General features: G+C 49.4%; 17 protein-coding genes. 6 read left to right on the forward strand and 11 right to left on the reverse strand.

What is annotated here, in order from left to right:
* Positions 1-117: 117 nt before the first annotated feature.
* From ACXX82_RS15960 to ACXX82_RS15970, 3 genes are all read right to left on the reverse strand, one after another.
* Positions 118-1947 carry an acyl-CoA dehydrogenase family protein gene (locus tag ACXX82_RS15960; protein ID WP_458563242.1) on the reverse strand — a complete coding sequence of 610 codons (1830 nt, stop codon included), beginning with the start codon at positions 1945-1947 and terminating at the stop codon, positions 118-120.
* A 95-nt stretch (positions 1948-2042) separates the two neighbouring features.
* Complete coding sequence (locus ACXX82_RS15965) at positions 2043-3245, reverse strand: CaiB/BaiF CoA transferase family protein (RefSeq protein WP_322236476.1); 1203 nt, start codon at positions 3243-3245, stop codon at positions 2043-2045.
* Positions 3246-3304: 59 nt separating this feature from the next.
* Positions 3305-4273, reverse strand: coding sequence for a Bug family tripartite tricarboxylate transporter substrate binding protein (locus ACXX82_RS15970; protein WP_323506110.1), 969 nt, complete (start codon positions 4271-4273; stop codon positions 3305-3307).
* A 373-nt stretch (positions 4274-4646) separates the two neighbouring features.
* Between ACXX82_RS15970 and pmbA the strand changes: the two genes are divergently transcribed.
* Positions 4647-6011, forward strand: a complete 1365-nt coding sequence (pmbA, locus tag ACXX82_RS15975) for a metalloprotease PmbA (protein ID WP_322236480.1) — start codon at positions 4647-4649, stop codon at positions 6009-6011.
* Between the two features lie 226 nt (positions 6012-6237).
* On the opposite strand, the gene cadR is transcribed toward pmbA, so the two are convergent.
* Positions 6238-6693, reverse strand: a complete 456-nt coding sequence (gene cadR / locus ACXX82_RS15980; RefSeq protein ID WP_322236482.1) for a Cd(II)/Pb(II)-responsive transcriptional regulator — start codon at positions 6691-6693, stop codon at positions 6238-6240.
* Positions 6694-6842: 149 nt separating this feature from the next.
* On the opposite strand from cadR, the gene ACXX82_RS15985 reads away from it, so the two are divergent.
* On the forward strand, positions 6843-9194 hold the full coding sequence (locus tag ACXX82_RS15985; protein WP_458563243.1) for a heavy metal translocating P-type ATPase: 2352 nt from the start codon (positions 6843-6845) through the stop codon (positions 9192-9194).
* A 108-nt stretch (positions 9195-9302) separates the two neighbouring features.
* On the opposite strand, the gene ACXX82_RS15990 is transcribed toward ACXX82_RS15985, so the two are convergent.
* The 4 genes from ACXX82_RS15990 to ACXX82_RS16005 all read right to left on the reverse strand — a co-directional run bounded on the left by ACXX82_RS15990 (position 9303) and on the right by ACXX82_RS16005 (position 11829).
* Positions 9303-9536 carry an RNA-binding S4 domain-containing protein gene (locus tag ACXX82_RS15990; protein WP_322236485.1) on the reverse strand — a complete coding sequence of 78 codons (234 nt, stop codon included), beginning with the start codon at positions 9534-9536 and terminating at the stop codon, positions 9303-9305.
* Between the two features lie 118 nt (positions 9537-9654).
* The gene (locus tag ACXX82_RS15995; protein WP_322236487.1) at positions 9655-10047 is read right to left on the reverse strand and encodes an MAPEG family protein; all 393 of its coding nucleotides are present in this window, start codon (positions 10045-10047) and stop codon (positions 9655-9657) included.
* An 85-nt stretch (positions 10048-10132) separates the two neighbouring features.
* Entirely contained in the window at positions 10133-11005 is an 873-nt protein-coding gene (ypfJ, locus tag ACXX82_RS16000; protein WP_322236488.1) for a KPN_02809 family neutral zinc metallopeptidase, read from the reverse strand.
* 113 nt (positions 11006-11118) lie between these two features.
* On the reverse strand, positions 11119-11829 hold the full coding sequence (locus tag ACXX82_RS16005; protein ID WP_322236491.1) for a hypothetical protein: 711 nt from the start codon (positions 11827-11829) through the stop codon (positions 11119-11121).
* Positions 11830-12877: 1048 nt separating this feature from the next.
* Between ACXX82_RS16005 and ACXX82_RS16010 the strand changes: the two genes are divergently transcribed.
* Together ACXX82_RS16010 and speG are read left to right on the forward strand one after the other, a co-directional pair.
* Positions 12878-15397: an acyl-CoA dehydrogenase gene (locus tag ACXX82_RS16010; protein WP_458563244.1), complete on the forward strand. Its 2520-nt coding sequence runs from the start codon at positions 12878-12880 to the stop codon at positions 15395-15397.
* A gap of 191 nt (positions 15398-15588) precedes the next feature.
* Complete coding sequence (gene speG / locus ACXX82_RS16015; protein ID WP_322236495.1) at positions 15589-16125, forward strand: spermidine N1-acetyltransferase; 537 nt, start codon at positions 15589-15591, stop codon at positions 16123-16125.
* Positions 16126-16298: 173 nt separating this feature from the next.
* Here speG and sbcB read toward each other — a convergent pair whose 3' ends face one another.
* The gene (gene sbcB, locus ACXX82_RS16020) at positions 16299-17732 is read right to left on the reverse strand and encodes an exodeoxyribonuclease I (protein ID WP_458563245.1); all 1434 of its coding nucleotides are present in this window, start codon (positions 17730-17732) and stop codon (positions 16299-16301) included.
* Between the two features lie 270 nt (positions 17733-18002).
* Here sbcB and ACXX82_RS16025 point away from each other — a divergent pair, with 270 nt between their 5' ends.
* Complete coding sequence (locus ACXX82_RS16025) at positions 18003-18227, forward strand: DUF3563 family protein (RefSeq protein ID WP_322236498.1); 225 nt, start codon at positions 18003-18005, stop codon at positions 18225-18227.
* A 246-nt stretch (positions 18228-18473) separates the two neighbouring features.
* On the opposite strand, the gene ACXX82_RS16030 is transcribed toward ACXX82_RS16025, so the two are convergent.
* On the reverse strand, positions 18474-18776 hold the full coding sequence (locus tag ACXX82_RS16030) for an antibiotic biosynthesis monooxygenase family protein (protein ID WP_322236500.1): 303 nt from the start codon (positions 18774-18776) through the stop codon (positions 18474-18476).
* A gap of 317 nt (positions 18777-19093) precedes the next feature.
* Between ACXX82_RS16030 and ACXX82_RS16035 the strand changes: the two genes are divergently transcribed.
* Positions 19094-19891 carry a transporter substrate-binding domain-containing protein gene (locus tag ACXX82_RS16035; protein ID WP_322236501.1) on the forward strand — a complete coding sequence of 266 codons (798 nt, stop codon included), beginning with the start codon at positions 19094-19096 and terminating at the stop codon, positions 19889-19891.
* A gap of 196 nt (positions 19892-20087) precedes the next feature.
* On the opposite strand, the gene ACXX82_RS16040 is transcribed toward ACXX82_RS16035, so the two are convergent.
* Positions 20088-20792, reverse strand: coding sequence for a glutathione S-transferase N-terminal domain-containing protein (locus ACXX82_RS16040; protein WP_322236504.1), 705 nt, complete (start codon positions 20790-20792; stop codon positions 20088-20090).
* Positions 20793-20832: the final 40 nt, after the last annotated feature.

Here is a 20832-nt window from a genome sequence, read left to right on the forward strand (position 1 = left end):
CTATTGGGCGATGCCCGAAGGCTTCGCCAGGCAGGTGACGGGCCGCAACTAGACCAGAACTTCCTTGGTGTTGGCGACTTGTTTGTTCGTCGTCGACTCTTTCTCAAGGCGTTCGTCTTATACCAGAGCGACGATATCGGGGAGCGATACCGTGCATTCGTTCTGCAAAAGGATCGCGTATGCTGCACGTTCCCATTCGCCATCTGGAGGTGACAAGGGATCGATCGGCTCCAACCGGTGTTCGAGGACAAAGCGACTAACCAGCAACTTGCGCGGATCACCATTTTCTTGCGCACTCTCCCATGCCAGGATCGCCGCACTTGCCGCGTTGTATAGACCGCTAGAGGCCTGGCGGGCCAAATGTTCATTGGCCGGTGAAGATGCCACTCTGACGGCAAAGTCGAAGCTCTTGTTTAGCGCGCTGAGAAGACGCGATCTGAAGCTGTCTGGCAATTCCTGCACCTGCTGGACCCGCTCCAGGAGCAGCGCCTTCAGCGCTTTATGGGCACCCACCTGTCCTATCGCTCGTCTCACGACATCAATGGCATTGATGTTACTTGTACCTTCCCACACCAGGCTGATGTGCGCGTCGCGGACCAGCTTTGAGTTGACCCACTCTTCGACAATACCGTTTCCTGCACGCGATTCAAGCGAGGCGCGTGCAGCAATAATCGTGTCCCGGCATGCTCGGATTTTTAAAAGGGGTGTCAAAATCCGCACAATATCCTGGGCTTCTTTAGAGCCGGAGCGTGCGAGGTCGAACTGCGCTGCCGTGAACATGGATAAGGAGAGAGCCTGTTCCGCTGGCACCAGGATCTTTACGATCTGGCGCCGCATAAGAGGCAGATCGATCAAAGTCTTGCCAAAGGCGCTGCGGTTGCGGGCAACATGAATCGCTTCATTGAAGCAGCGACGCATCTGTCCGGCAGCCCGCACGCCATGTGACAAACGCGACATGTTGACCTCGTCCATCATCTGCTTGATTCCCTGATCGAGTTTACCGACCACGTAGGCCTCAGCACCTTCAAACATCACTTCGCAGGTCGCCAATGATCTGGTTCCCATCTTTTCCTTCATTCGGATAATGCGGTACTTATTGCGCGCACCGTTGGTCAGAAACCGGGGCACAGCAAACATGGCGACCCCTTTTATGCCTGCTGGTGCGCCTTCTGGCCGCGCCAGTACAAGGGCCAGTTCCGCGTCAGTGTGAGAGGCAAACCACTTCTCGCCGTAAAGACGCCAAACGCCATTCTCAAAACGTGCAACCGTTTCTAGTGCGCCAACATCCGACCCACCCGCTTTCTCGGTCATCCATTGCGTCGCTTTCCACAACTCAGAGAGCTTGGGCGCAAGCAGCTTGGGAAGCAAGTGCTGCTTGAGTTCTTCGCTCGCGAACGTCTTCAACACATGAATGGTCGCATCGGACATATTTAACGGACACATCATCCCTATCTCGGATTGCGCAAAAAGATAGCGGGCCGCGTACTTGACGACGGACGGCACTGTGCCTTCCCAACCAAAGAAATTGGATTGATGCGACATGGAATGAAGCTGAAAATCTTCAAAGCCTATCTTCTCCATTTGGCGATAGGCGGGATGATAGGTAATGCTGTCGCGATCACGGCCGTATCGATCCCGCTGCTCCAACACCGGCGGATTACGGTCCACAATTCTTGCCAGTCGGTCCAGATCGCCGCCAACCGCCTCGCCCAAGCGCGTAAACCAGGGCGCGAAGTGCTGAGATGCTTTCGGACCCGCATGGACGCGTACGGAGGCCTGGAGACTTTGATCGATTTCGTAGAAGTTCAGACCTTGACAATCGGGAGCAATATGACCGAAGTCATTTGGGTCGAATCCGGGTTCACTTTCACTGGGCGTAAACGGATCGATGCGATTGCTGGTTACATTACTGCCAGTTACATCATTGCTGGGTACATCGTTTGCCATGTCATGTCCTCCAATATGTTTGTACTATCGCGATGTGTCGTCGACGCAGTCGCATCCATCGTCAACAGATCTACGCGCAACGGATGGAATCTGGTCTAACTGCGTTCAACATCCGAAAATGTCTCTGTTTTTTCCTTCGGCGTGATACCAAATTCTTTGAACACCTCATCCGTGTGCTCTCCCAATTGCGGTGGAAGACGATAAACGGAACAAGGCGTCAGACTGAACGTGATCGGAGGCGCAATCATCCTGATCTTGCCTTCTGTTGGATGTTCCATGGTCTTGATCAGGTCTACCGATTTGAGGTGAGGATCATTAATCAGGCCCTCAATGCTATGCATGGGCGCCCATGGAATATCGTACTTTTCCAGCGCGGTCTGCCATTCATCGGTCGTCTTGGTTTTGACAACAGCTGCCAGATAGCGATACACCTCGTCATAGCTGCGCGTGCGGGTCGCGTGATCGTTAAATATGGGTGAGCTTGCGTACTCTTCAGGCCTACCGAGTATCTGGAAAAACTTCCTCCAGTGTTCATCCGTATAAACGAGCAGTGATATGAACCCATCCTTGGTTTCATATGGTCTGCGGTCGGGCGCTAAAAGCCTGTTGTAGCCAGCCGGTCCGGTGGTAGGCTCAAAACAATGTCCGCCTATATGATCGGTCAATACAAATTGCGTCATGATCTCGAACATGGGCACTTCTATACTTTGTCCTAAGCCAGTGCGTTCTTTGTACACCAGTGCCGCCAATATCGCGTGGGCCGCTGAAAGTCCGGCCACCTTGTCAGCCATCGTTATTGGGACATATTGTGGTTTGCTATCCTGCGTGCGGCTAATTAAGGATGGTATCGCCGATATTCCCTGGATCAGATCGTCATATGCCGGACGGTCCTTGTATGGACCTTGCTGTCCATAACCGACTAACGAAGCGTAAATAATAGCGGGATTGCGGGCCTTGACATCTTCGTACCCCATTCCCAAGCGTTTTAACGCGGATGGACGAATATTGCTGACAAAAACATCCGCGTCTTCACACAGCGCTAAAAGCGCAGAACGTCCCTCTTCGGTCTTCGCGTCAAGAACCACACTTCTTTTGTTACGATTGGTTTGGAGAAATAGCGCGCCCATCTTGGGGTTTCGCATCGCGCCAGCCAGGCGGAACAGATCACCATCTTCGCTCTCAATTTTGATGACGTCCGCACCGTAATCGGCGAGGATTTGGGTTGCGAATGGCCCCATTAATACCGAAGTCATATCAATAATACGTATTCCCGCGAGCGGTCCGCCTACGTTAGTCATGAAGATTGCCTTTCTGCCGAGAAATGAGGCGCGTGGTTACCGCAAGACTGTGACGATGCCTATTTTTTTTCAATGTGCGCTACTTCCACTATCTGGGCCCATCGCTTTGTATCTGCTTCCGCAAAGCTAGCAAGTTGCTCGGGGGTAGTCGTGAATGGCGTTGCGCCAATTGTCGCCAGAAAACCAACTGTCGGAGGATCAGTGAGAACGGTGTTCATGGATGCATTAAGTCTGGTGACAACCGAACGCGGAGTTTTTGCATTAACGAAGGCTCCAACCCAGGCGATTAATTCGAAGCCGGGCAGACCACTCTCGGCTAAGGTCGGGACGTCCGGCATTGTCGCGATTCGCTTCGAGCTGGTGACCGCCAATACACGTATTAAGCCCTTTTGCGCTAAACCTGTCGCGCTAACCGGGTCGGCGATGAAGCAGTCAATGCGCCCGCCGATCAAGTCGGTCAAGGCCTGAGGCGCGCCGGTATAAGGCACGTTCAGCATGTCGATTCCTTGTCTTGCTTTCAACAATTCGCCAGCCCCCCGACCCGTCTGATTGCCGCTACCAAATGTCAGAGGGGGCGTGCTCTTCCTTGCCAAAGCAATGAATTCAGCGATATTTTTGGCTGGGAAGTCAGCCCTTACCGTGAGCAGCATAGGAATGGTTACAAGTCCCGCGACCGCCGTAAAATCAGCCTTGGGGTCGAATGGCATTGATTTATAAAGACTTACATTGGCGGCTTGTGTAGAGTTTGTGGTTACAAAAATTGTATAACCGTCCGGTTTTGCGCGAAGAGTAAATAGCGCTGCAAGATTACCATCGGCGCCAGGCTTGTTTTCTACGACGACGGGAACTTTGAAATCTTTACCTAAATCTCCAGCCAATCGACGTGCAATGCTGTCCGTGGCACTTCCGGCTGGAAAAGGTACGACAATGGTAATCATTCTTGATGGGAAATCTTCTGCCGCCGTTGTAAGTGATAATGTCATCGTCAGAACGGCTAAAATAAATCCAGTAACGGCACTACGTCTCATTAATTCCTCACATTTTCACGAATGGTGGCGATCGGCCGATACTAGCGTGGAAATATTGGTGGAGTAAAATTAATTATTTGACTTCTGTTATTAGCAAAAGGTTGATATCTTGCTAGTTTCCCTGCGGAAAATGATTGCCTCGGATCAGGATTGGAGACTTCTTTCCTAACCCTTGCTGGCTGGAAGCGGCACATCCCTGTCGCCTGACAAATCGCTCGCGATAGCGCGGACGGGGACTGTTAAACATGTGCTTTGCAGGTCATCGATTAGTTATAGGAAGGAGTGGGTTAAACTGTGCAGTGATCGCGGCGAAAGTTTTTGCATCCTTACGAATGACTTCTGTCCCCCAACTAACACTAAAGAAAACCAGCATATGAGCGAATCCGTATTTCTCCATTCTCAAGACCAATTAAAACAACTTGCACAAGATGTTTTGCGCTATGCAAGGGAAAAAGGCGCTTCCAATGCTGCCGTCGATATCAGTGAAGGCAGCGGGCTTTCGGTTGGTGTACGCAAGGGCGGTATTGAGACTATCGAGCAGAATAAAGACAAAGGCATAGGCGTGACCGTGTATCTGGGTGAGGAACGGCACACGCGACGCGGCAACGCCAGCACGTCGGACTTTTCGGCGCAGTCGTTAAAAGATACTGTCGATGCGGCATACAATATTGCGCGTTTTACTGCAGAGGACGATTGCGCCGGTTTGCCCGATGCAGAGATGTTGGAAACGCAACCGCGTGACCTGAAATTGTGCACGCCTTGGTCGATAACGACCGAAGAAGCGGTGGAGTTGGCGAAGCGTTGCGAGGCAGCGGCGTTTGCCGTTGACAAGCGGATTACCAATAGCGAAGGCGCCGGCGTCTATGCACAACAATCGCATTTTGTCAGTGCCAACTCACGCGGTTTTATGGGCGGTTACCCATTCTCGCGGCATACTTTGTCGGTCTCACCGATCGCTGGAAAAGGTGGAAAAATGCAGCGTGATAGTTGGTATTCATCGGTGCGTGATCCTAAGAAGTTAGCCAAACCGGAAGCAATTGGACGTTACGCGGCAGAGCGTGCATTGGCGCGTTTGAACGCGCGTCAGCTTGATACACGTAAGTGTCCAGTGCTGTTTGAAGCGCCGCTGGCGTCGGGTTTGTTGGGTGCTTTCGTGCAAGCCGTATCCGGTGGTGCGTTGTATCGCAAGTCGACTTTCTTGCTTGATACCCTCGGCAAATCGGTCTTTGCATCACACATTCAGATCGTCGAAGATCCGCATATTATTGGTGCCGTCAGTTCTGCGCCATTTGATGATGAGGGTGTTAAAACGCACCGCCGCGACGTGGTGAAAGACGGCGTGGTACAAGGCTATTTTCTGTCGACGTATTCAGCGCGCAAGCTAGGCATGACGACTACGGGCAATGCGGGTGGATCACATAATTTGGCGCTTACTTCCTCACTGACGGTAGCGAGTGATAACTTTAAGGCAATGTTGAAGAAGTTGCATACTGGCTTATTGGTGACGGAGTTGATGGGGTCGGGAGTGAATTATGTCACTGGTGATTACTCCCGCGGCGCATCAGGTTATTGGGTTGAGAACGGCGTGATTCAGTATCCGGTTGAGGAAATCACGATTGCCGGAAATATGAAGGATATGTTGGCGCAGATTGTGGCGATTGGTGCCGACACATTGACGCGGGGAAGTAGTTTGACCGGCTCGATTTTAATTGAGAGCATGACTGTGGCGGGAAATTAAAACGAGCGCTAGTGTCGGTTGTCGTAGTTTAATCAGGGTGGAACAATATAGATGTCTATTGGCATGCATTTATATTGCCTTCACTGGAAGGCGGGCGTGATCGAGATAATTATTTACACCATCTTATTTATGCCCTCATTCCTGATTTCTCATTGCCCATAAGTATTAGTCACCAAGATCGCATCGTTCGCCTACAAATCCGAAGGGACTCTCAATATCCCACGTCTTAATGACAGCCGCCACCGTGGCTGCCCAAATTAACGACTCGCTCATCCTCCATATTCGCCAACCCTTGCAAAATTCCACAATCCTTAGCTGCCTGCACGCTATGACATTGTTTGCGCAACTGTTTTAACTGCAATTGCAGCGCCTTAAGCTCCGCAATACGGTTAGCAACGTGGTCGATGTGGTGATCTAAAAGGCTGTTAATTTTCTCGCAATTTTCTTCCGGCAAATCCCTGAACTGCAACAAACTGCGAACTTCCTCAAGTGTCATATCCAATGATCGGCAATGGCGGATAAATTGCAGACGCTCTACGTGGCTAGGTCCATACAAACGGTAGTTGCCAAGCGACCGAGCCGCTAGCGGCAGTAATCCTTCTTTTTCATAATACCGAATAGTTTCAATGGGACACCCCGCGTGCGTAGATAGCTCACCGATTTTGAGTGTGGTGGTAGTCATATTTTCCTTACCTCTCTTAGGTTACGTTCGGCAACGATAATTTGCTTAAATAACATTTTTTGCGATTTTCAAAGCTAACGCTTGACTCTATAGTAGCTTCAGGGTTTTAAATACGCAAGACGATCAAATATTGAATTGAGGAGAGATGCATGGGAAGTTGTCAACACGACCATAAGCACGCGCACCAGCATGACCCCGAGCGCGCACATTCGCAAGAACATGTGCAGGATCATGCCGAGCTCGCCCACGAGTGTGCCCACGCCCATCACGACCATGGTCCGGTTGCCACATCCACTAATGGTCAATCTGTCAATGCACCATTTTTGAGTGCCGGAGCGGCAGTTGGAAGCGCGGAAGCGGTGTTTTTAATTCAAAAGATGGATTGCCCGACGGAAGAAAAATTAATTCGTGACCGGTTTAAAAACATGGCCGGTATCGTCGGGATGCAGTTCAATCTGATCCAGCGCGAACTAACGGTGCAGCATCACCTGGATTCAGTAGCGAGCATTATCAGTTCTTTGAAGGCCCTTGATCTTGACCCGGCCCTGAAGTCCGACACGCTGACGGGAATAACCGGATTGAGCGCTGAACTCGGCGACGGCGCTTTTAAAATTGCGCGTAGTAAATGGCTATTGATCGGCGTGTCGGGGATCGCAGCCGTCGGTTCGGAAGTCGTAGCGTGGACTAGTGGCAATGAAACTTCCTGGTTCGTCATTGGATTGGCGCTGTTGGCAATTTTTACTGGTGGCCTGGATACGTTAAAAAAGGGCTGGATTGCGCTCCGGAATTTTTCGCTGAATATGAACTTCCTCATGTCGCTGGCCGTCATTGGTGCCGCGGTCATCGGCCAATGGCCAGAAGCGGCGGTGGTGATTTTCTTGTTCGCCTTGGCTGAAATGATCGAAGCGCTGTCGTTGGATCGCGCCCGTAATGCGATCAAGGGGTTGATGGCAATGGCCCCGGATAAGGCGACGGTACAAGATGCAGCTGGCAGCTGGCAGGAAATTCCTACCGCTCAGGTCGTCATGGCAGCATTGGTCCGCGTCAGGCCAGGCGAACGCGTACCGCTTGACGGTATCGTCATGGCTGGTCAGACCACGATTAATCAGGCTCCGATAACCGGTGAGAGTATGCCGGTGGTCAAACAATCCGGTGATCAGGTATTTGCGGGCACAATCAACGAGCGTGGCGCATTTGACTATAAAGTCACGGCGCTACAAGCCAATTCGACCTTATCGCGCATCATCAAAAATGTGCAACAGGCACAAGGCCAGCGCGCGCCAACGCAGCGCTTCGTGGATCAGTTTGCGCAGTATTACATTCCCGCCGTGGTGTTGATGGCATTGCTGGTGGCGGTGTTACCGCCGCTAGTGTTGGGGACCGCATTTTATCCATGGATTTATAAGGCTTTGGTATTGCTCGTGATTGCCTGTCCTTGCGCATTGGTGATCTCGACACCGGTGACGGTGGTGAGTGGACTAGCTGCGGCGGCCAAGCATGGTTTGCTCATAAAAGGTGGCGTGTATTTGGAAATGGGACGCAAGATCAAAGCCTTGGCGCTGGATAAAACCGGCACTTTGACTGTGGGTAAACCTGTGGTGACCGATACCCAATTAGCCCAGCCTCAAGACCCGACAGCGAACCTGATTGCATACCAGCGTTTGGCCGCTAGCCTTTCCCATCGCTCAGATCATCCGGTTTCAACCGCCGTGGCAGCGCATTGGCAGTTGACCAATGATGTCACCGATTTGATCGATGTTAGCGAGTTTGAGGCATTGACCGGTCTTGGTGTAAAGGGTCGTGTAGAAGGGCAGCTTTTCTATTTGGGCAATCACCGCATGGTCCACGATATGGGTATTTGTAGCCTGATACTAGAGGCGCAGTTAGAAGCCTTGGAGATGCAGGGGAAAACGACCATCGTCTTGTGTTCGGCCACCACACCATTATTGGTCCTGGCGGTCGCCGATACGGTCCGCGATACGAGTGTGGAGGCGATTACACAGTTGAAAGCGATAGGAATAGCGGCGGTCATATTGACCGGGGATAATCCGCACACCGCACAAGCTATCGGCGAGAAGGTTGGCATTGCAGACGCACGCGGCAATTTGTTGCCGGACGATAAATTAAACGCTATCAGCGATTTGATTAAGCGTTATGGCATGGTTGGAATGGTTGGCGATGGCATTAACGATGCGCCTGCTTTGGCAAAAGCAAACATTGGCTTTGCGATGGGTGCCGCCGGTACCGATACCGCACTTGAAACGGCGGATGTGGCACTCATGGATGATGACCTGCGCAAGATTCCCGACTTCATTCGTCTCAGCAAAAAAACGCATAACGTGCTGATGCAAAACATCACTCTGGCGCTCGGCATCAAAGCCGTATTTTTGGTGCTCGCCCTGACGGGGGAAGCGACGTTATGGATGGCCGTATTTGCCGATATGGGAGCAAGTTTGCTGGTGGTGTTTAACGGCTTACGTTTATTGCGGGCGTTCCGTTAGGGCGGTGAAAATTAACAATCAGACGAACGATTTATAAAAAATGGGCAGCTCAAAAGACCGCTGCCGCAATATCGATTGCCCCGTTTTAGGACGGAGCGGGGCAATCGTTTATTCAGCCGCTTGATCCGCAGCTAGTACGCGAATTTTTATATCCCCTAACGTGACGATTTGACCAGCGCGGATTTTACATGTCTTACGTAGCTCAACCTTGCCATCCACCGCTACGTCACCACTAGCGACGATCGCTTTGCCAGCGCCACCGCTGTCACACACGCCGGTTAATTTTAATAGTTGGTTAAGCTCGACGTATTCGCCATCGATATTAAATGTAAGCTGTTGCATTCAGGATTCCAATAATGATAAAAAGACGCTACGGGCAGATTTACTCGCATTCGTAGCGTTACTTCAATGGTAAGTCACTTCTGTCAGTGGGGAGGTTAAGTGGCACTTTTTATGGTATTCAATGAACAACTGGCGAGATCGCGGAGAGAACGAACAGGGCGATCACCGCTGCATAACCGACAATCCATGCAAGCGAGCGTTGTGATGATTTATCCATTAAATAGCACGCGGTATAGACCAGACGCGCTGCGATGAAGACTAGTGCCAGTGTGTTTAAGGTGTTTTGTGCTGCATGTACCTGATGCGCGATGATGACACCAGCGGCAAAAAAAGGAAATGCCTCAAAGTGATTGCGATGGGCAAAATCTGCCCGACGTCGTAATCCCGATTGCTTGTCAAGCCACGCACGTGGTTCGCTATTGTCAAAATCACGGCGACCCCATTTGGCAATGGCAACAGTGAAAGGGGCCATTAGTCCAGCAACAAGTACGCACCAGTAAGCGATGGTCATGAATACTCCACAATAAAAATCAGATAGTTTGTAAGGGGAGATGGTCATCATTTTGCAATGACGACCATGAGAAAGTTTTGGCAGGTTACAGCATTTGGGCATCAAAAGTATTGCATGCTGCAACTTGACCATTTGCAATACCTTGTTTGAACCAGCGTACCCGCTGCGCTGAAGTGCCATGGGTGAAAGAGTCGGGGACTATTTGCCCTTGGGCTTTCTGTTGTAGCGCGTCATCACCAATGGCATTGGCTGCGTTCAATGCGGCCTCTACGTCGCCTTGCTCCAAAATGTTTCGCTCTTTATTGGCATGAAAAGCCCATACGCCCGCGAGGCAGTCGGCCTGCAGTTCGACTTTGACGGACAGGGCGTTGGCTTGCTTTTCTGTTGCTGATCGCCGGGCTTTGTCAACTTTTTCCATAATCCCCAGAAGATTCTGGACGTGATGGCCGACTTCATGCGCGATGACGTACGCTTGGGCAAAATCGCCTGACACGTTAAAGCGTTGTTTCATCGTCTGGAAAAACGTCAAATCAATGTACACTTTTTGATCGCCAGGACAGTAGAAGGGGCCCGATGCGGTTTGGCCAGTCCCGCAGGATGTTGCGGTCGCGCCAGAAAATAATACCAGTTTAGGAGCGATGTAAGTTTTGCCTCCGGCGCGAAAAATTTCAGTCCATACATCTTCGGTGTCAGCCAGAACGGTTGATACAAATCGTGTAGTTTGGTCATTTGCAGGAGGCGCAAGCGGAGCACCTTGCTGCTGGGACTGGAGGGGTGCGCCGCCACCGCTGAGCAGATTGATGACTGTCATTGGACTGACGCCGAAGAAATAAGACGCTACCAGCGCGATCACAATGGTCCCTAGTCCAATCGACCGACCACCGCCAAAGCCACCACCGCCACCTGCGCCGCGACGGTCTTCGACATTATCACTTTCCCGGTTTCCATCCCATTTCATGGCGCGATCTCCCTTTTGACTGTCTGGATGATTTTAGCGGAATACTGATCAGGCAAGGTGTTCAAACCGTCAAGAAATTTAAAGTGACATGGCCACTACGCTATTTTTTAATATTATCCGTAGTCCGCATGTTCCGAACATACGCAAAAACCAGACAACATATCATCGACAGTAGGACAAGGTTGTATCGTTAAACTTGCGCTAATTTCATCCCAGCTTTTGATCATTTCCGCCGCGTCTGCATCAGGATTGCGTTGATTGACGGTTTTCATGTGCTCAAACCAATGCTCCTTTATCTGTTCAAATACAGGTTCAGTTATGCGGGTAGACCAATATTCAGGGTGATTTTCACGCGTTTTTTGATCAAAATTCCATAGGAAGTGTTCAATTTTTTTATATATACCAGTCGTTTCCAGGATAGAGATTGGATTACCTTGAAGTGTAGAACTCTCGTAATATTTTGCCGGAACTGAAAGAAAGGGAAGTGCTTCGACAAGTTGATTGACAAGCATGGTTGTGCGCTGCTGAGCGGCCCAGCGGTGTCCGTCGTCAGCGTCGAATCGTTTGGCAATAAGAATTGTGAGTGGATTGTTTCTGGGTAGCCGTCTTAATAACGCATGGTTATCTGCAGCCTCCTGTAATATATATTCGGTCGTTTCAACCGCCTGCTCCTGAAACGTTGGAAAACCGATACTGTTGATACTTTCACCCCAAAGCGCCTCCAACATCTGGCATAGCCTCGCATGGTCATCTTCAGATAAATTAGATAGATCACTCTTTTCGATCAAAATGTCGTGCCACATCCATCCGGTGTTTTGTCCCATTGGTGTTTTTGAGAAACCGCTGGATACCGCAGCGCACCATATCGGTAAAGTCAGATTGGCGGGTAATTCCTCCAGAAGTGCGTCCCACTCTCGTTCTTTGACATTAATAGGACACGGTGGTGGCCCATTAATCGTTTGAAGTGAATAAGACGTGGGATCGTTCCTGCTGAGGCCGGACGCATACGCACCGGTTGAACCTGCGCTAGCAGGATAACAACTTTGCGTTGCCGCATTAACTGACAGTGCTTGTCCGATATAACAAGGTGAAGATACGCTTGTAATAGGCATAGGTGTCTTATTTCTCCTGATAAAAAAATAATAGTGTTCAGGATTTACATTACTTGTCTTTCACCTCGCATCTTTGTGCTTCGCATGGGGGCAGAAAGCGTACTGTAAAGCACAAACGTTTTGTCATAAAACTCGTGCGTTGATAGGGTGATCTAGAATCAGTTTGGTCGTACCGTCTGGTGATGTAGATATTGTGGAAAACTACATCGGAATAATAATCCGGACGAAAACCGCGCACCAAAGGTTTTCCTCTTTTTGGACCATTAATAGGGAAAAGACTTAGTTTCTCTAAGGCCACGCCATCGATGAACATCATCATGATTAATGGCATTGGTGTAAAAGTTCTCATAACGATGGTGAAACGAATCTTACGAGGGTGCACTGAGTCGTCATTGGCCTTTTTAAATCAGCGGCACGCAACCTTTGCAAATAATAAATTGATAGGTTAATTATCTTTTCATACACTCAATTGACGGTGCAATTACACGCATTTTGAGAAGGCCTCCGTACCTCAGCACTGAAACATACTGTGAAATAGTTGAACTTTTGCCTAGTGGCAAGTGACCAACAGATATCGTAGAAAATCAATTGATTGCAGTTGAAATTGCGGTTTATTCAATACAAGTTAGCTATTTGTCGTCAGTTTGAAGTTTAGTGCTGTATCTGCGTGTCATTTAAATTTTGTCATAGGGACGAATATTGATCGCATGGGCGTTAGATCGACAAGGCAAATTCCTGCAACATTCATAGAGGAGAAAGCATGTTTTATTGGATCGCAGCGCTGATCATTATTGGTATCGGCCTGATGACCTTGCGGGTCAATGCCTTGATATGGCTGGTGGCGATAGCACTCTGGATCGCTGCAGGCTTTGAGTTAGCGCGGATTGGCCTCGTCGCGACTATTCTGCTGTCGTTGTTATTAGTGGCACCTGCTTTGATCGTCGCTATTAAGCCGCTACGGATGCGCTTGTTAACCGTCCCGATTCTGAAGATTTTTAAAAGAATTCTCCCGCGCATGTCGCAAACCGAACGGGATGCCATTGAAGCGGGAACGACGTGGTGGGATGCCGAATTGTTTTCCGGTAAGCCGGATTGGAAGAAATTGCTGACGTTGGCACCGCCTGCCTTAAGCGAAGAAGAGCAGGCATTTCTCGACAATGAAGTGGAGCAGTTGTGTGGGTTGATTACAGATTGGGAAACCACCGAAGTGTGGCAAGATCTGCCGCCTCATGCCTGGCAATTTATCAAGGACAAGGGGTTTCTTGGAATGATCATTCCGAAGCAATACGGCGGCAAGGCTTTCTCGGCGTATATGCATTCGCAAGTGATCATGAAGTTATCCTCGCATTGCTCGGCGGCGGCGATTTCGGTGATGGTACCTAATTCGCTCGGTCCTGCTGAGTTATTGCTGGAATATGGCACTGATGCTCAAAAAGACCATTATCTGCCGCGCTTGGCGGCGGGGGACGAAATCCCCTGTTTTGCCTTAACGAGTCCTTACGCCGGTTCCGATGCTGCGGCAATTCCCGATATCGGGGTGGTTTGCCAAGGATTACATCAAGGTCAGCAAACTTTGGGATTTCGCGTCACTTGGGACAAACGATATATCACGTTAGGCCCGGTAGCGACGGTGCTGGGCCTGGCATTTCGGGTGCATGATCCTGACGGATTGCTATCTTCCGATGGCACCTTTGAGGTGCACGGAGAAGGCGATCTGGGGATAACCTGCGCATTAATTCCGACCAACCATCCGGGCGTCGTGAGGGGACGTCGTCACTGGCCTTTAGATGCTGTATTTCAAAATGGACCGACTTCCGGCAAGGATGTCTTTATCCCACTGGATTGGGTCATCGGCGGAAGCGCACAGATTGGCAAAGGTTGGCACATGTTGATGGAATGTCTGGCCGCTGGTCGGGCCATTTCGCTCCCTTCTTCGACGGTAGGATTTTCAAAGATGGCGGTGCGTGGAACCAGCGCCTATGCGGCGATGCGCAATCAATTCAAAATTCCAATAGGCAAGTTTGAGGGCATTCACGAAATGCTGGCGCGCATGGGTGGCAATCTATATCTGATTGACGCCACGCGCAGGTTGTCGGCGCTGGCCGTGGATAGCGGCGAGAAGCCATCGGTGATTTCGGCGATTTCCAAATATCACGTGACCGAACGAGGTCGTGTGATTGTTAATGCAGGTATGGACATTCTCGGTGGCAAGGGAATCTGCATGGGGCCGAATAATTTTCTGGCGCGGACCTATCAACAAATACCGATTGCGATCACTGTTGAGGGCGCAAATATTCTGACGCGATGTCTGATTATTTTCGGTCAGGGTGCAATCCGTTGCCATCCTTATGTGCTGAAGGAAATGGCCGCTGCCACGGATCAGGACGATGGCAAAGCTTTGCAAGATTTCGATCAGGCTTTTTTCGGACATATCAGTTTTATTTTTGCTAATTTCGCCAGAACCTTGTTGGGCGGACTTTCTGCCGGAACGTGGCTGGCTGCACCAAAGGCAGCGCCGGTGGAACTGCGACATTTTTATCGTGCGGTGAATCGACTGTCGGCTGCGTTTGCTTTACTTAGCGATGCATCGATGTTTGCGCTTGGCGGTTCCCTCAAATTCCGTGAGCGGATTTCGGCAAGACTGGGCGACGTATTATCGCAACTGTATTTGATCTCCAGCGTACTCAAGCGCTATGAAGATGACGGTCGCCAACAAGATGATTTGCCCTACGTGCATTGGGCTGCGCAAGATGCTTTGTATCAAGCGCAAGAGGCTTATATCGGCGTGTTGGCGAATTATCCGAACCGACCTTTGGCGTTTATCTTGCGGCTTGTGGCTTTTCCCTTTGGATTATCGTACCAAAAACCATCTGATGCGCTTGATAGCACGCTGGCGCGGGCAATGCAAACCGATGGTGCTAGTCGTGATCGCCTGATTGCCGATATATTTTTACCTGATCATGCGCAAGCTCCGACTGCTTATGGTGAACTGGCATTCAAGTTAATTCCTGCAGTCAATGCGATTGAGGCGCGTCTGAAGCCAGCGATTAAGGACGGTAATCTAGCACCGATTCCGCAAAGTTTGATTGAAATGCAGCACTGGATTGCGGAGGCCATGGCTGGTGGATTTATCACTGAGGAGGAAAATGTTGTGTTGAGTGATTTTGCACATTGCGGCGACATCAGTGTTCAGGTAGATGATTTTCCGCAGGATTTGAACCGGTTGGAAGCACTCCAAAAAAGACAGCAACTGAACCAGCTTCAGCAATATCACCAGTAGGATTTACATAAGTCCTAATCAATAGAGTTGGATTGAATAGGCGATTAATATTAAAGGATTGTGACGAGGAGGATATATTCAAAAGTGATGTCCCTGCAAAATCAAATTAAACCAACACATTAGTGCAACAAATTAGAGTATTAAGTTCAAGCAGTAGAAATACCCACAGTATTATTGAATAGAAACTCATCATGACCACATTGACCAAACCGGGCGTTAGATTGCGTCCTCTCGAACGGAATGATCTACATTTCGTCCATCAACTCGATAATAACAGTCACATCATGCGGTACTGGTTCGAGGAGCCTTATGAAGCCTATGTCGAACTGGTTCAACTTTACGACCAACACGTTCATGATCAGGGTGAACGGCGGTTTATCTTAGAGAGCGATGCGGGAGAGATGGTCGGTTTAGTGGAGCTGGTTGAAATCAATTATATTCACCGACGCGCAGAGTTTCAGATTATCGTCGCTCCCGCAGCGCAGGGAAAGGGGTATGCAGAACTCGCTTGTCGGTTGGCGATTGAGTACGCGTTTTGCGTACTCAATTTATACAAACTTTATCTATACGTCGACAAAGAAAACCTTAAGGCTATCCACATCTACGACAAATGTGATTTTACGTTAGAGAGCGAATTGCGGAGCGAATTTTTCGTCAATGGCGAATACCGCGATGCGATCAGAATGTGTATGTTTCAGGTGGAGTATTTGGAGAAGCGACAGCGTTGAGCTATTTGCTGTGGGTAGCGATTAGCGATTAAATGAGCAACCCAATCGCCAATTATCTTTGAGGTTTTAAATCAAATATGATGTGGTCATCGTGGGTTAACGATGACCAAAACTAAACAGATGTGTACTTTACTTAATTAGAATTTAATTTTAGCTTGATCGGCAGTAAATCCTCAGTCCCGCTCCGGCGCAATCATCTCCACATAATCGTAAAGCTCACCCAAAATCTCCTCGCCGCGCTCGTCGGCGGTTTCTGACAGGGCATCGATAGACGCAAAAAAGTCATCGATGTTGCGTGCGCCGCTTTTGCCGTCAAACAGGCGTGCGGCGCGGTGATCCTGCCATCGCTGACTTTCCTGTTCCGACAAGGTTTGTGGAAAGTTGCGGGCACGATAGCGGAACACCAGTTCTTCCAGTCGCTGATCGTCAAAATGGGGCACTGTGGCACTCAGCTTTTGTGGAGACATCGCACGCAAGTCGTTTAGCGTGCGGCGATCGTTGTTGCCGATAAAACCGCCATACAAATCTTCATCTACATCGACAGGAGCGTCGGCCGGGCGCTGGAATACTTGCCTCCACAATGTCGTTAGATCCGGTGCTCTTACTGCTATATCAGCGTGTGTGAGCACCAAGTCACGATCTATGCCCCATTTGGCGGTCATTTCCGGTGATAAAGTCTTTAGGTTGCTGATGACCATCGGCGACTTGTTGATATGGATCGACTTTAATGGTAAGCGTGTCATTCCCTCCGGCAAATCGGCAGTTTTACTAAACAGACGCGTGCGAACGATTTCCGGATCAAGATCGAATAACTCGCTTGGATCAAAGGCCAGATTCCATGCCAATATCTCGTTTTTATTCGTCGGATGCACGCCAAGCGGCCACATCACGGCAATACAACCTTGCTCTGCCGGGAACATGCCAGAAATATGCAAGAACGGTTTTTTTGTCGTCAAACCTAGCTCCGCTGCAACCCGATCTTTTTTATGTAATCCCAGACAAAAGTCGAATAACTTAGGCTGATGTTGACGAATTAATCGGGCCAAAGCGATGGTGGCGCGCACGTCTGAAAGCGCATCATGTGCGGCCTCGTGACTTAGCCCGTTGGCGGCGGTTAAATGCTCCAGACGAAAACTCGGCCGGCCTTCGTCATTGATGGGCCACTGTATGCCTTCCGGGCGCAGCGCATACGCGGTACGCACGACGTCCAGAATGTCCCATCGCCCGCAATTATTTTGCCACTCACGTGCATAAGGATCAATCAGATTGCGCCAAAACATGAACCGCGTAATTTCATCATCGAAGCGAATCGTGTTGTAACCCACACCAATCGTGCCTTCTTGTGAAAAGGCGCGTTCAATCTCAGCTGCAAACTGGAACTCAGGGACGCCACGTTCCAGACATTGCTGCGGCGTGATATGCGTAATCAGGCACGACTGCGGATCGGGCAGAAAATCTGGGGCGGGTTTGCAATAAAGCATGATCGGATCGCCGATTTCATTCAACTCGGCATCAGTGCGAATTGCCGCAAACTGGGCCGGGCGGTCTCGTCGCGGCTGCGCGCCAAAAGTTTCGTAGTCGTGCCAGAGAAAGGTGTGATTGGACATCAATATTGGATTTTGTAGGGAAAGATTGAGCGGGAATGGTTAGTAAATGTTGCATGCTGCACAGTTCTTTTATAACAACTAGCCTCTTTTTACAACAATTGAAGCGTTCTACTAAAAAGCCGAAATTCGAGGTGTTAGCCCTTGGAATTCACAAAGCTGATAACTGCTATCGGGATTCGAAATTGGTACTTTTCCCTGTAAACGCTATTGTGATGGTGCGCCGCAACAATTGTAAGCCGTTTGCGGTAATTATTGAAATAGGAAAATATCATGTCTACGATGACCATTAGCACCACCCGCGCAGCACAATCAAGCAGTTTTTTCGGCAGCATTGCATCTTTCTTCAAGCGCATCGGTAACGCGTACGAACTGTCGGAAGCCGCACGTAAAGAAGCGTATTTGTCAGAAGCAGCCGATTTGTACGATTTGGAATATCGCATTCGTCAATTGGATCGCGAGACAGTACAGTCAGCAGCATGGATGAAGGGTTACTAACTCTTCGTCATTTTAAGACGTATCCGGGAAGTCTTTCCTGAAAGTAGTGCGTCAGTAAATAGTTGTCCATGTTGAAAAGCTGATTTGACGCGCCGCAATGGCGAATGCATCAGTTGGTTCCTCCACCCATGATTGCGACACGCATTGCGTGTAGCGCGCACCTATTGTCACATTAGGGCACGCCCAACGTTGATCATCGCTGCGAACCTGTAATATCGTAATGCGCGTGACGCTACCGTTACGTCGTTAGTTTGACTTTGCCAACAGCGAGAAATGCTCGACTGTTGGCGGTACGGCAAATAACGGTCCCACAATCCCCCGCCATTCGGCAAATGCGGCAGACTCCCGAAAATCCACTGTGTGGTTTTCTAATGTCTCCCAATAAATCATCAATACATAACGTTCTGGTGACTCTATCCCTTTGTGTATTTTAAAGCCTGAAAAGCCCTTGGCTTTGCTGATGGCTTCTGCTACGCCACGTTGAATCGCTATGTCAAATTCGGCTTGTTTGCCAGGTTGAATGCGGATGTCTGCGAGTTCAAGAATCATGTTGGCTCCGTTTATTTTGTGTGATTGAATACAAGGCCTAATTGTCGCATTTTTGGAGGGCGGCCGAGGAATGGCTTTAAATTTTGTATTTGATAGTACTGAAGGTTGACCTATCTATAATAGTCAGCGGTTATAGTTGCCGGGAACTAAGCGATATGGTTGTATTGCTACCAGGAAATTAAACCAGATGGCGTGAATAGGCATAGATTAGGCATAGATATTGCTAAAGGTAGTTGGTCAGGATAGTGCTTAAAATAGTTCACACAATGACATCTGTATTACATTCTTTTCCTTCACATCATTCACCGGGATCCACAATGAAATTCAAAAAAATATTGTTGCTGTCATCTGTTTATGTCATGGCGCTGGCCGCTCAAAGCGCGCATGCGGATGCGCTGGCAGATATTCAGAAGTCAGGTGTTCTCCGTATCGCTGTACCGCAGGATTTTCCGCCTTATGGCTCGGTTACCTCGGATATGCAGTTGCAAGGATTAGATATTGATGTCGCAAAACTACTAGCTAAAGGTCTCGGTGTGAAGGCCGAGCTTATTCCGGTGGGCAGTGCTAATCGCATGGCTTATTTGCAAACGCGTAAAGCGGATTTAGTTGTTTCTTCTCTGGGTAAAAATGCAGAGCGCGAGAAGGTCATCAGTTTTTCGCAACCCTACGCACCATTCAACAATAGCCTTTATGGTGCAGCGGACATTAAAGTGACGAATGCGGCCGAATTAGCCAATCAGACTGTGGGCGTTGCACGCGGTACTTTTGAGGATACATTGTTATCGGACAGCGTTCCAAAAAGCACTGTGATGAAGCGCTACGAAGACAACAATACGCTGATTTCGGCCTATATCTCGGGACAAGTGCGGTTGATCGGTACCGGTGACTTTGTAGCTATCACAATCGGCGAAAAAGATCCCAAGCACAAACCGGTCATGAAATATATTATTCAGGAATCCAAGTGCTTGGTCGGTATGAATAAGGACGAACCAGCTCTTATGGCCAAGGTTAACGACGTTTTGACCAAGTCTAAAAAATCAGGTGAATTGAATGCCATTGTTAAAAAATGGCTGAACGTTCCTTTGCCTGATAAATTGGCGAACGCTTACGAGTAAGCAGACAGGCTGCTTAAGTCCCATGCAGCCAGTTCGATATCCAGCCATCTGATCGGTATTTTGCGTTTAATGTTCCTCTGTGTACCGGCGACCTGTCTTAGCCGGTACAGTGGACAAGCTGGTTGCTGAGACACTATGGTAAGTCATACGGGTACTTAGGTTGTGCGGATATTGAGCTGAACCAGATTTTTTAAAATCACGTTCGCTTGGGGATCGCAAGACCTTTAATAACCGCCGGACGCGTAACGAAAGTATTAAGCGCGCGTGTCACGTGGGGGAAGTCAGTGATGCCGACCAGATCAGCGGCCTCATAAAAACCAATCAAATTGCGTATCCACGGAAAGATCGCGATGTCAGCGATGGTATAAGACTCACCCATAATCCAGGTGCGGTCGGCGAGTCGCCGATTTAATACATCCAGCAGACGTTTGGATTCTGCAACATAGCGGTCACGTGGACGCTTGTCTTCATACTCTTTGCCAGCGAATTTATTAAAGAAGCCGAGTTGCCCAAACATCGGCCCAATTCCACCAATCTGGAACATTAACCATTGAATGGTTTCATAGCGTCCAGCAGTATCCTGCGGCATAAACTGCCCACTCTTTTCCGCGAGATAGATCAGAATGGCGCCAGATTCAAATAGCGCGAGTGGTTTGCCATCTGGACCGTTGGGATCAAGTATCGCTGGAATTTTGTTATTCGGATTGAGCGATAAAAACTCAGGTGACAGTTGATCATTGGTCTCGAAATTGACGAGGTGTGGCTCGTAAGCCAGACCAGTCTCTTCCAGCATGATCGAGGCCTTGACGCCGTTTGGCGTTGGCAGAGAATAGAGTTGAATTCGATTAGGATGCCTGGCTGGCCATTTTTGCGTTATCGGGTAAGGTGAAAGATCAGCCATGATGGGTCCTTTAGAGTGTTATTGGGAGGTTTGTATATGC

This window comes from Glaciimonas sp. GNP009 (genome assembly GCF_054343755.1).

Excerpts from the sequence above, each read along its gene's own strand:
- ACXX82_RS15960 (WP_458563242.1), bottom strand. The coding sequence starts at position 1,947 with ATGGCAAACGATGTACCCAGCAATGATGTAACTGGCAGTAATGTAACC.
- ACXX82_RS15965 (WP_322236476.1), bottom strand. The coding sequence starts at position 3,245 with ATGACTAACGTAGGCGGACCGCTCGCGGGAATACGTATTATTGATATG.
- ACXX82_RS15970 (WP_323506110.1), bottom strand. The coding sequence starts at position 4,273 with ATGAGACGTAGTGCCGTTACTGGATTTATTTTAGCCGTTCTGACGATG.
- pmbA (WP_322236480.1), top strand. The coding sequence starts at position 4,647 with ATGAGCGAATCCGTATTTCTCCATTCTCAAGACCAATTAAAACAACTT.
- cadR (WP_322236482.1), bottom strand. The coding sequence starts at position 6,693 with ATGACTACCACCACACTCAAAATCGGTGAGCTATCTACGCACGCGGGG.
- ACXX82_RS15985 (WP_458563243.1), top strand. The coding sequence starts at position 6,843 with ATGGGAAGTTGTCAACACGACCATAAGCACGCGCACCAGCATGACCCC.
- ACXX82_RS15990 (WP_322236485.1), bottom strand. The coding sequence starts at position 9,536 with ATGCAACAGCTTACATTTAATATCGATGGCGAATACGTCGAGCTTAAC.
- ACXX82_RS15995 (WP_322236487.1), bottom strand. The coding sequence starts at position 10,047 with ATGACCATCGCTTACTGGTGCGTACTTGTTGCTGGACTAATGGCCCCT.
- ypfJ (WP_322236488.1), bottom strand. The coding sequence starts at position 11,005 with ATGAAATGGGATGGAAACCGGGAAAGTGATAATGTCGAAGACCGTCGC.
- ACXX82_RS16005 (WP_322236491.1), bottom strand. The coding sequence starts at position 11,829 with ATGGGACAAAACACCGGATGGATGTGGCACGACATTTTGATCGAAAAG.
- ACXX82_RS16010 (WP_458563244.1), top strand. The coding sequence starts at position 12,878 with ATGTTTTATTGGATCGCAGCGCTGATCATTATTGGTATCGGCCTGATG.
- speG (WP_322236495.1), top strand. The coding sequence starts at position 15,589 with ATGACCACATTGACCAAACCGGGCGTTAGATTGCGTCCTCTCGAACGG.
- sbcB (WP_458563245.1), bottom strand. The coding sequence starts at position 17,732 with ATGTCCAATCACACCTTTCTCTGGCACGACTACGAAACTTTTGGCGCG.
- ACXX82_RS16025 (WP_322236498.1), top strand. The coding sequence starts at position 18,003 with ATGTCTACGATGACCATTAGCACCACCCGCGCAGCACAATCAAGCAGT.
- ACXX82_RS16030 (WP_322236500.1), bottom strand. The coding sequence starts at position 18,776 with ATGATTCTTGAACTCGCAGACATCCGCATTCAACCTGGCAAACAAGCC.
- ACXX82_RS16035 (WP_322236501.1), top strand. The coding sequence starts at position 19,094 with ATGAAATTCAAAAAAATATTGTTGCTGTCATCTGTTTATGTCATGGCG.
- ACXX82_RS16040 (WP_322236504.1), bottom strand. The coding sequence starts at position 20,792 with ATGGCTGATCTTTCACCTTACCCGATAACGCAAAAATGGCCAGCCAGG.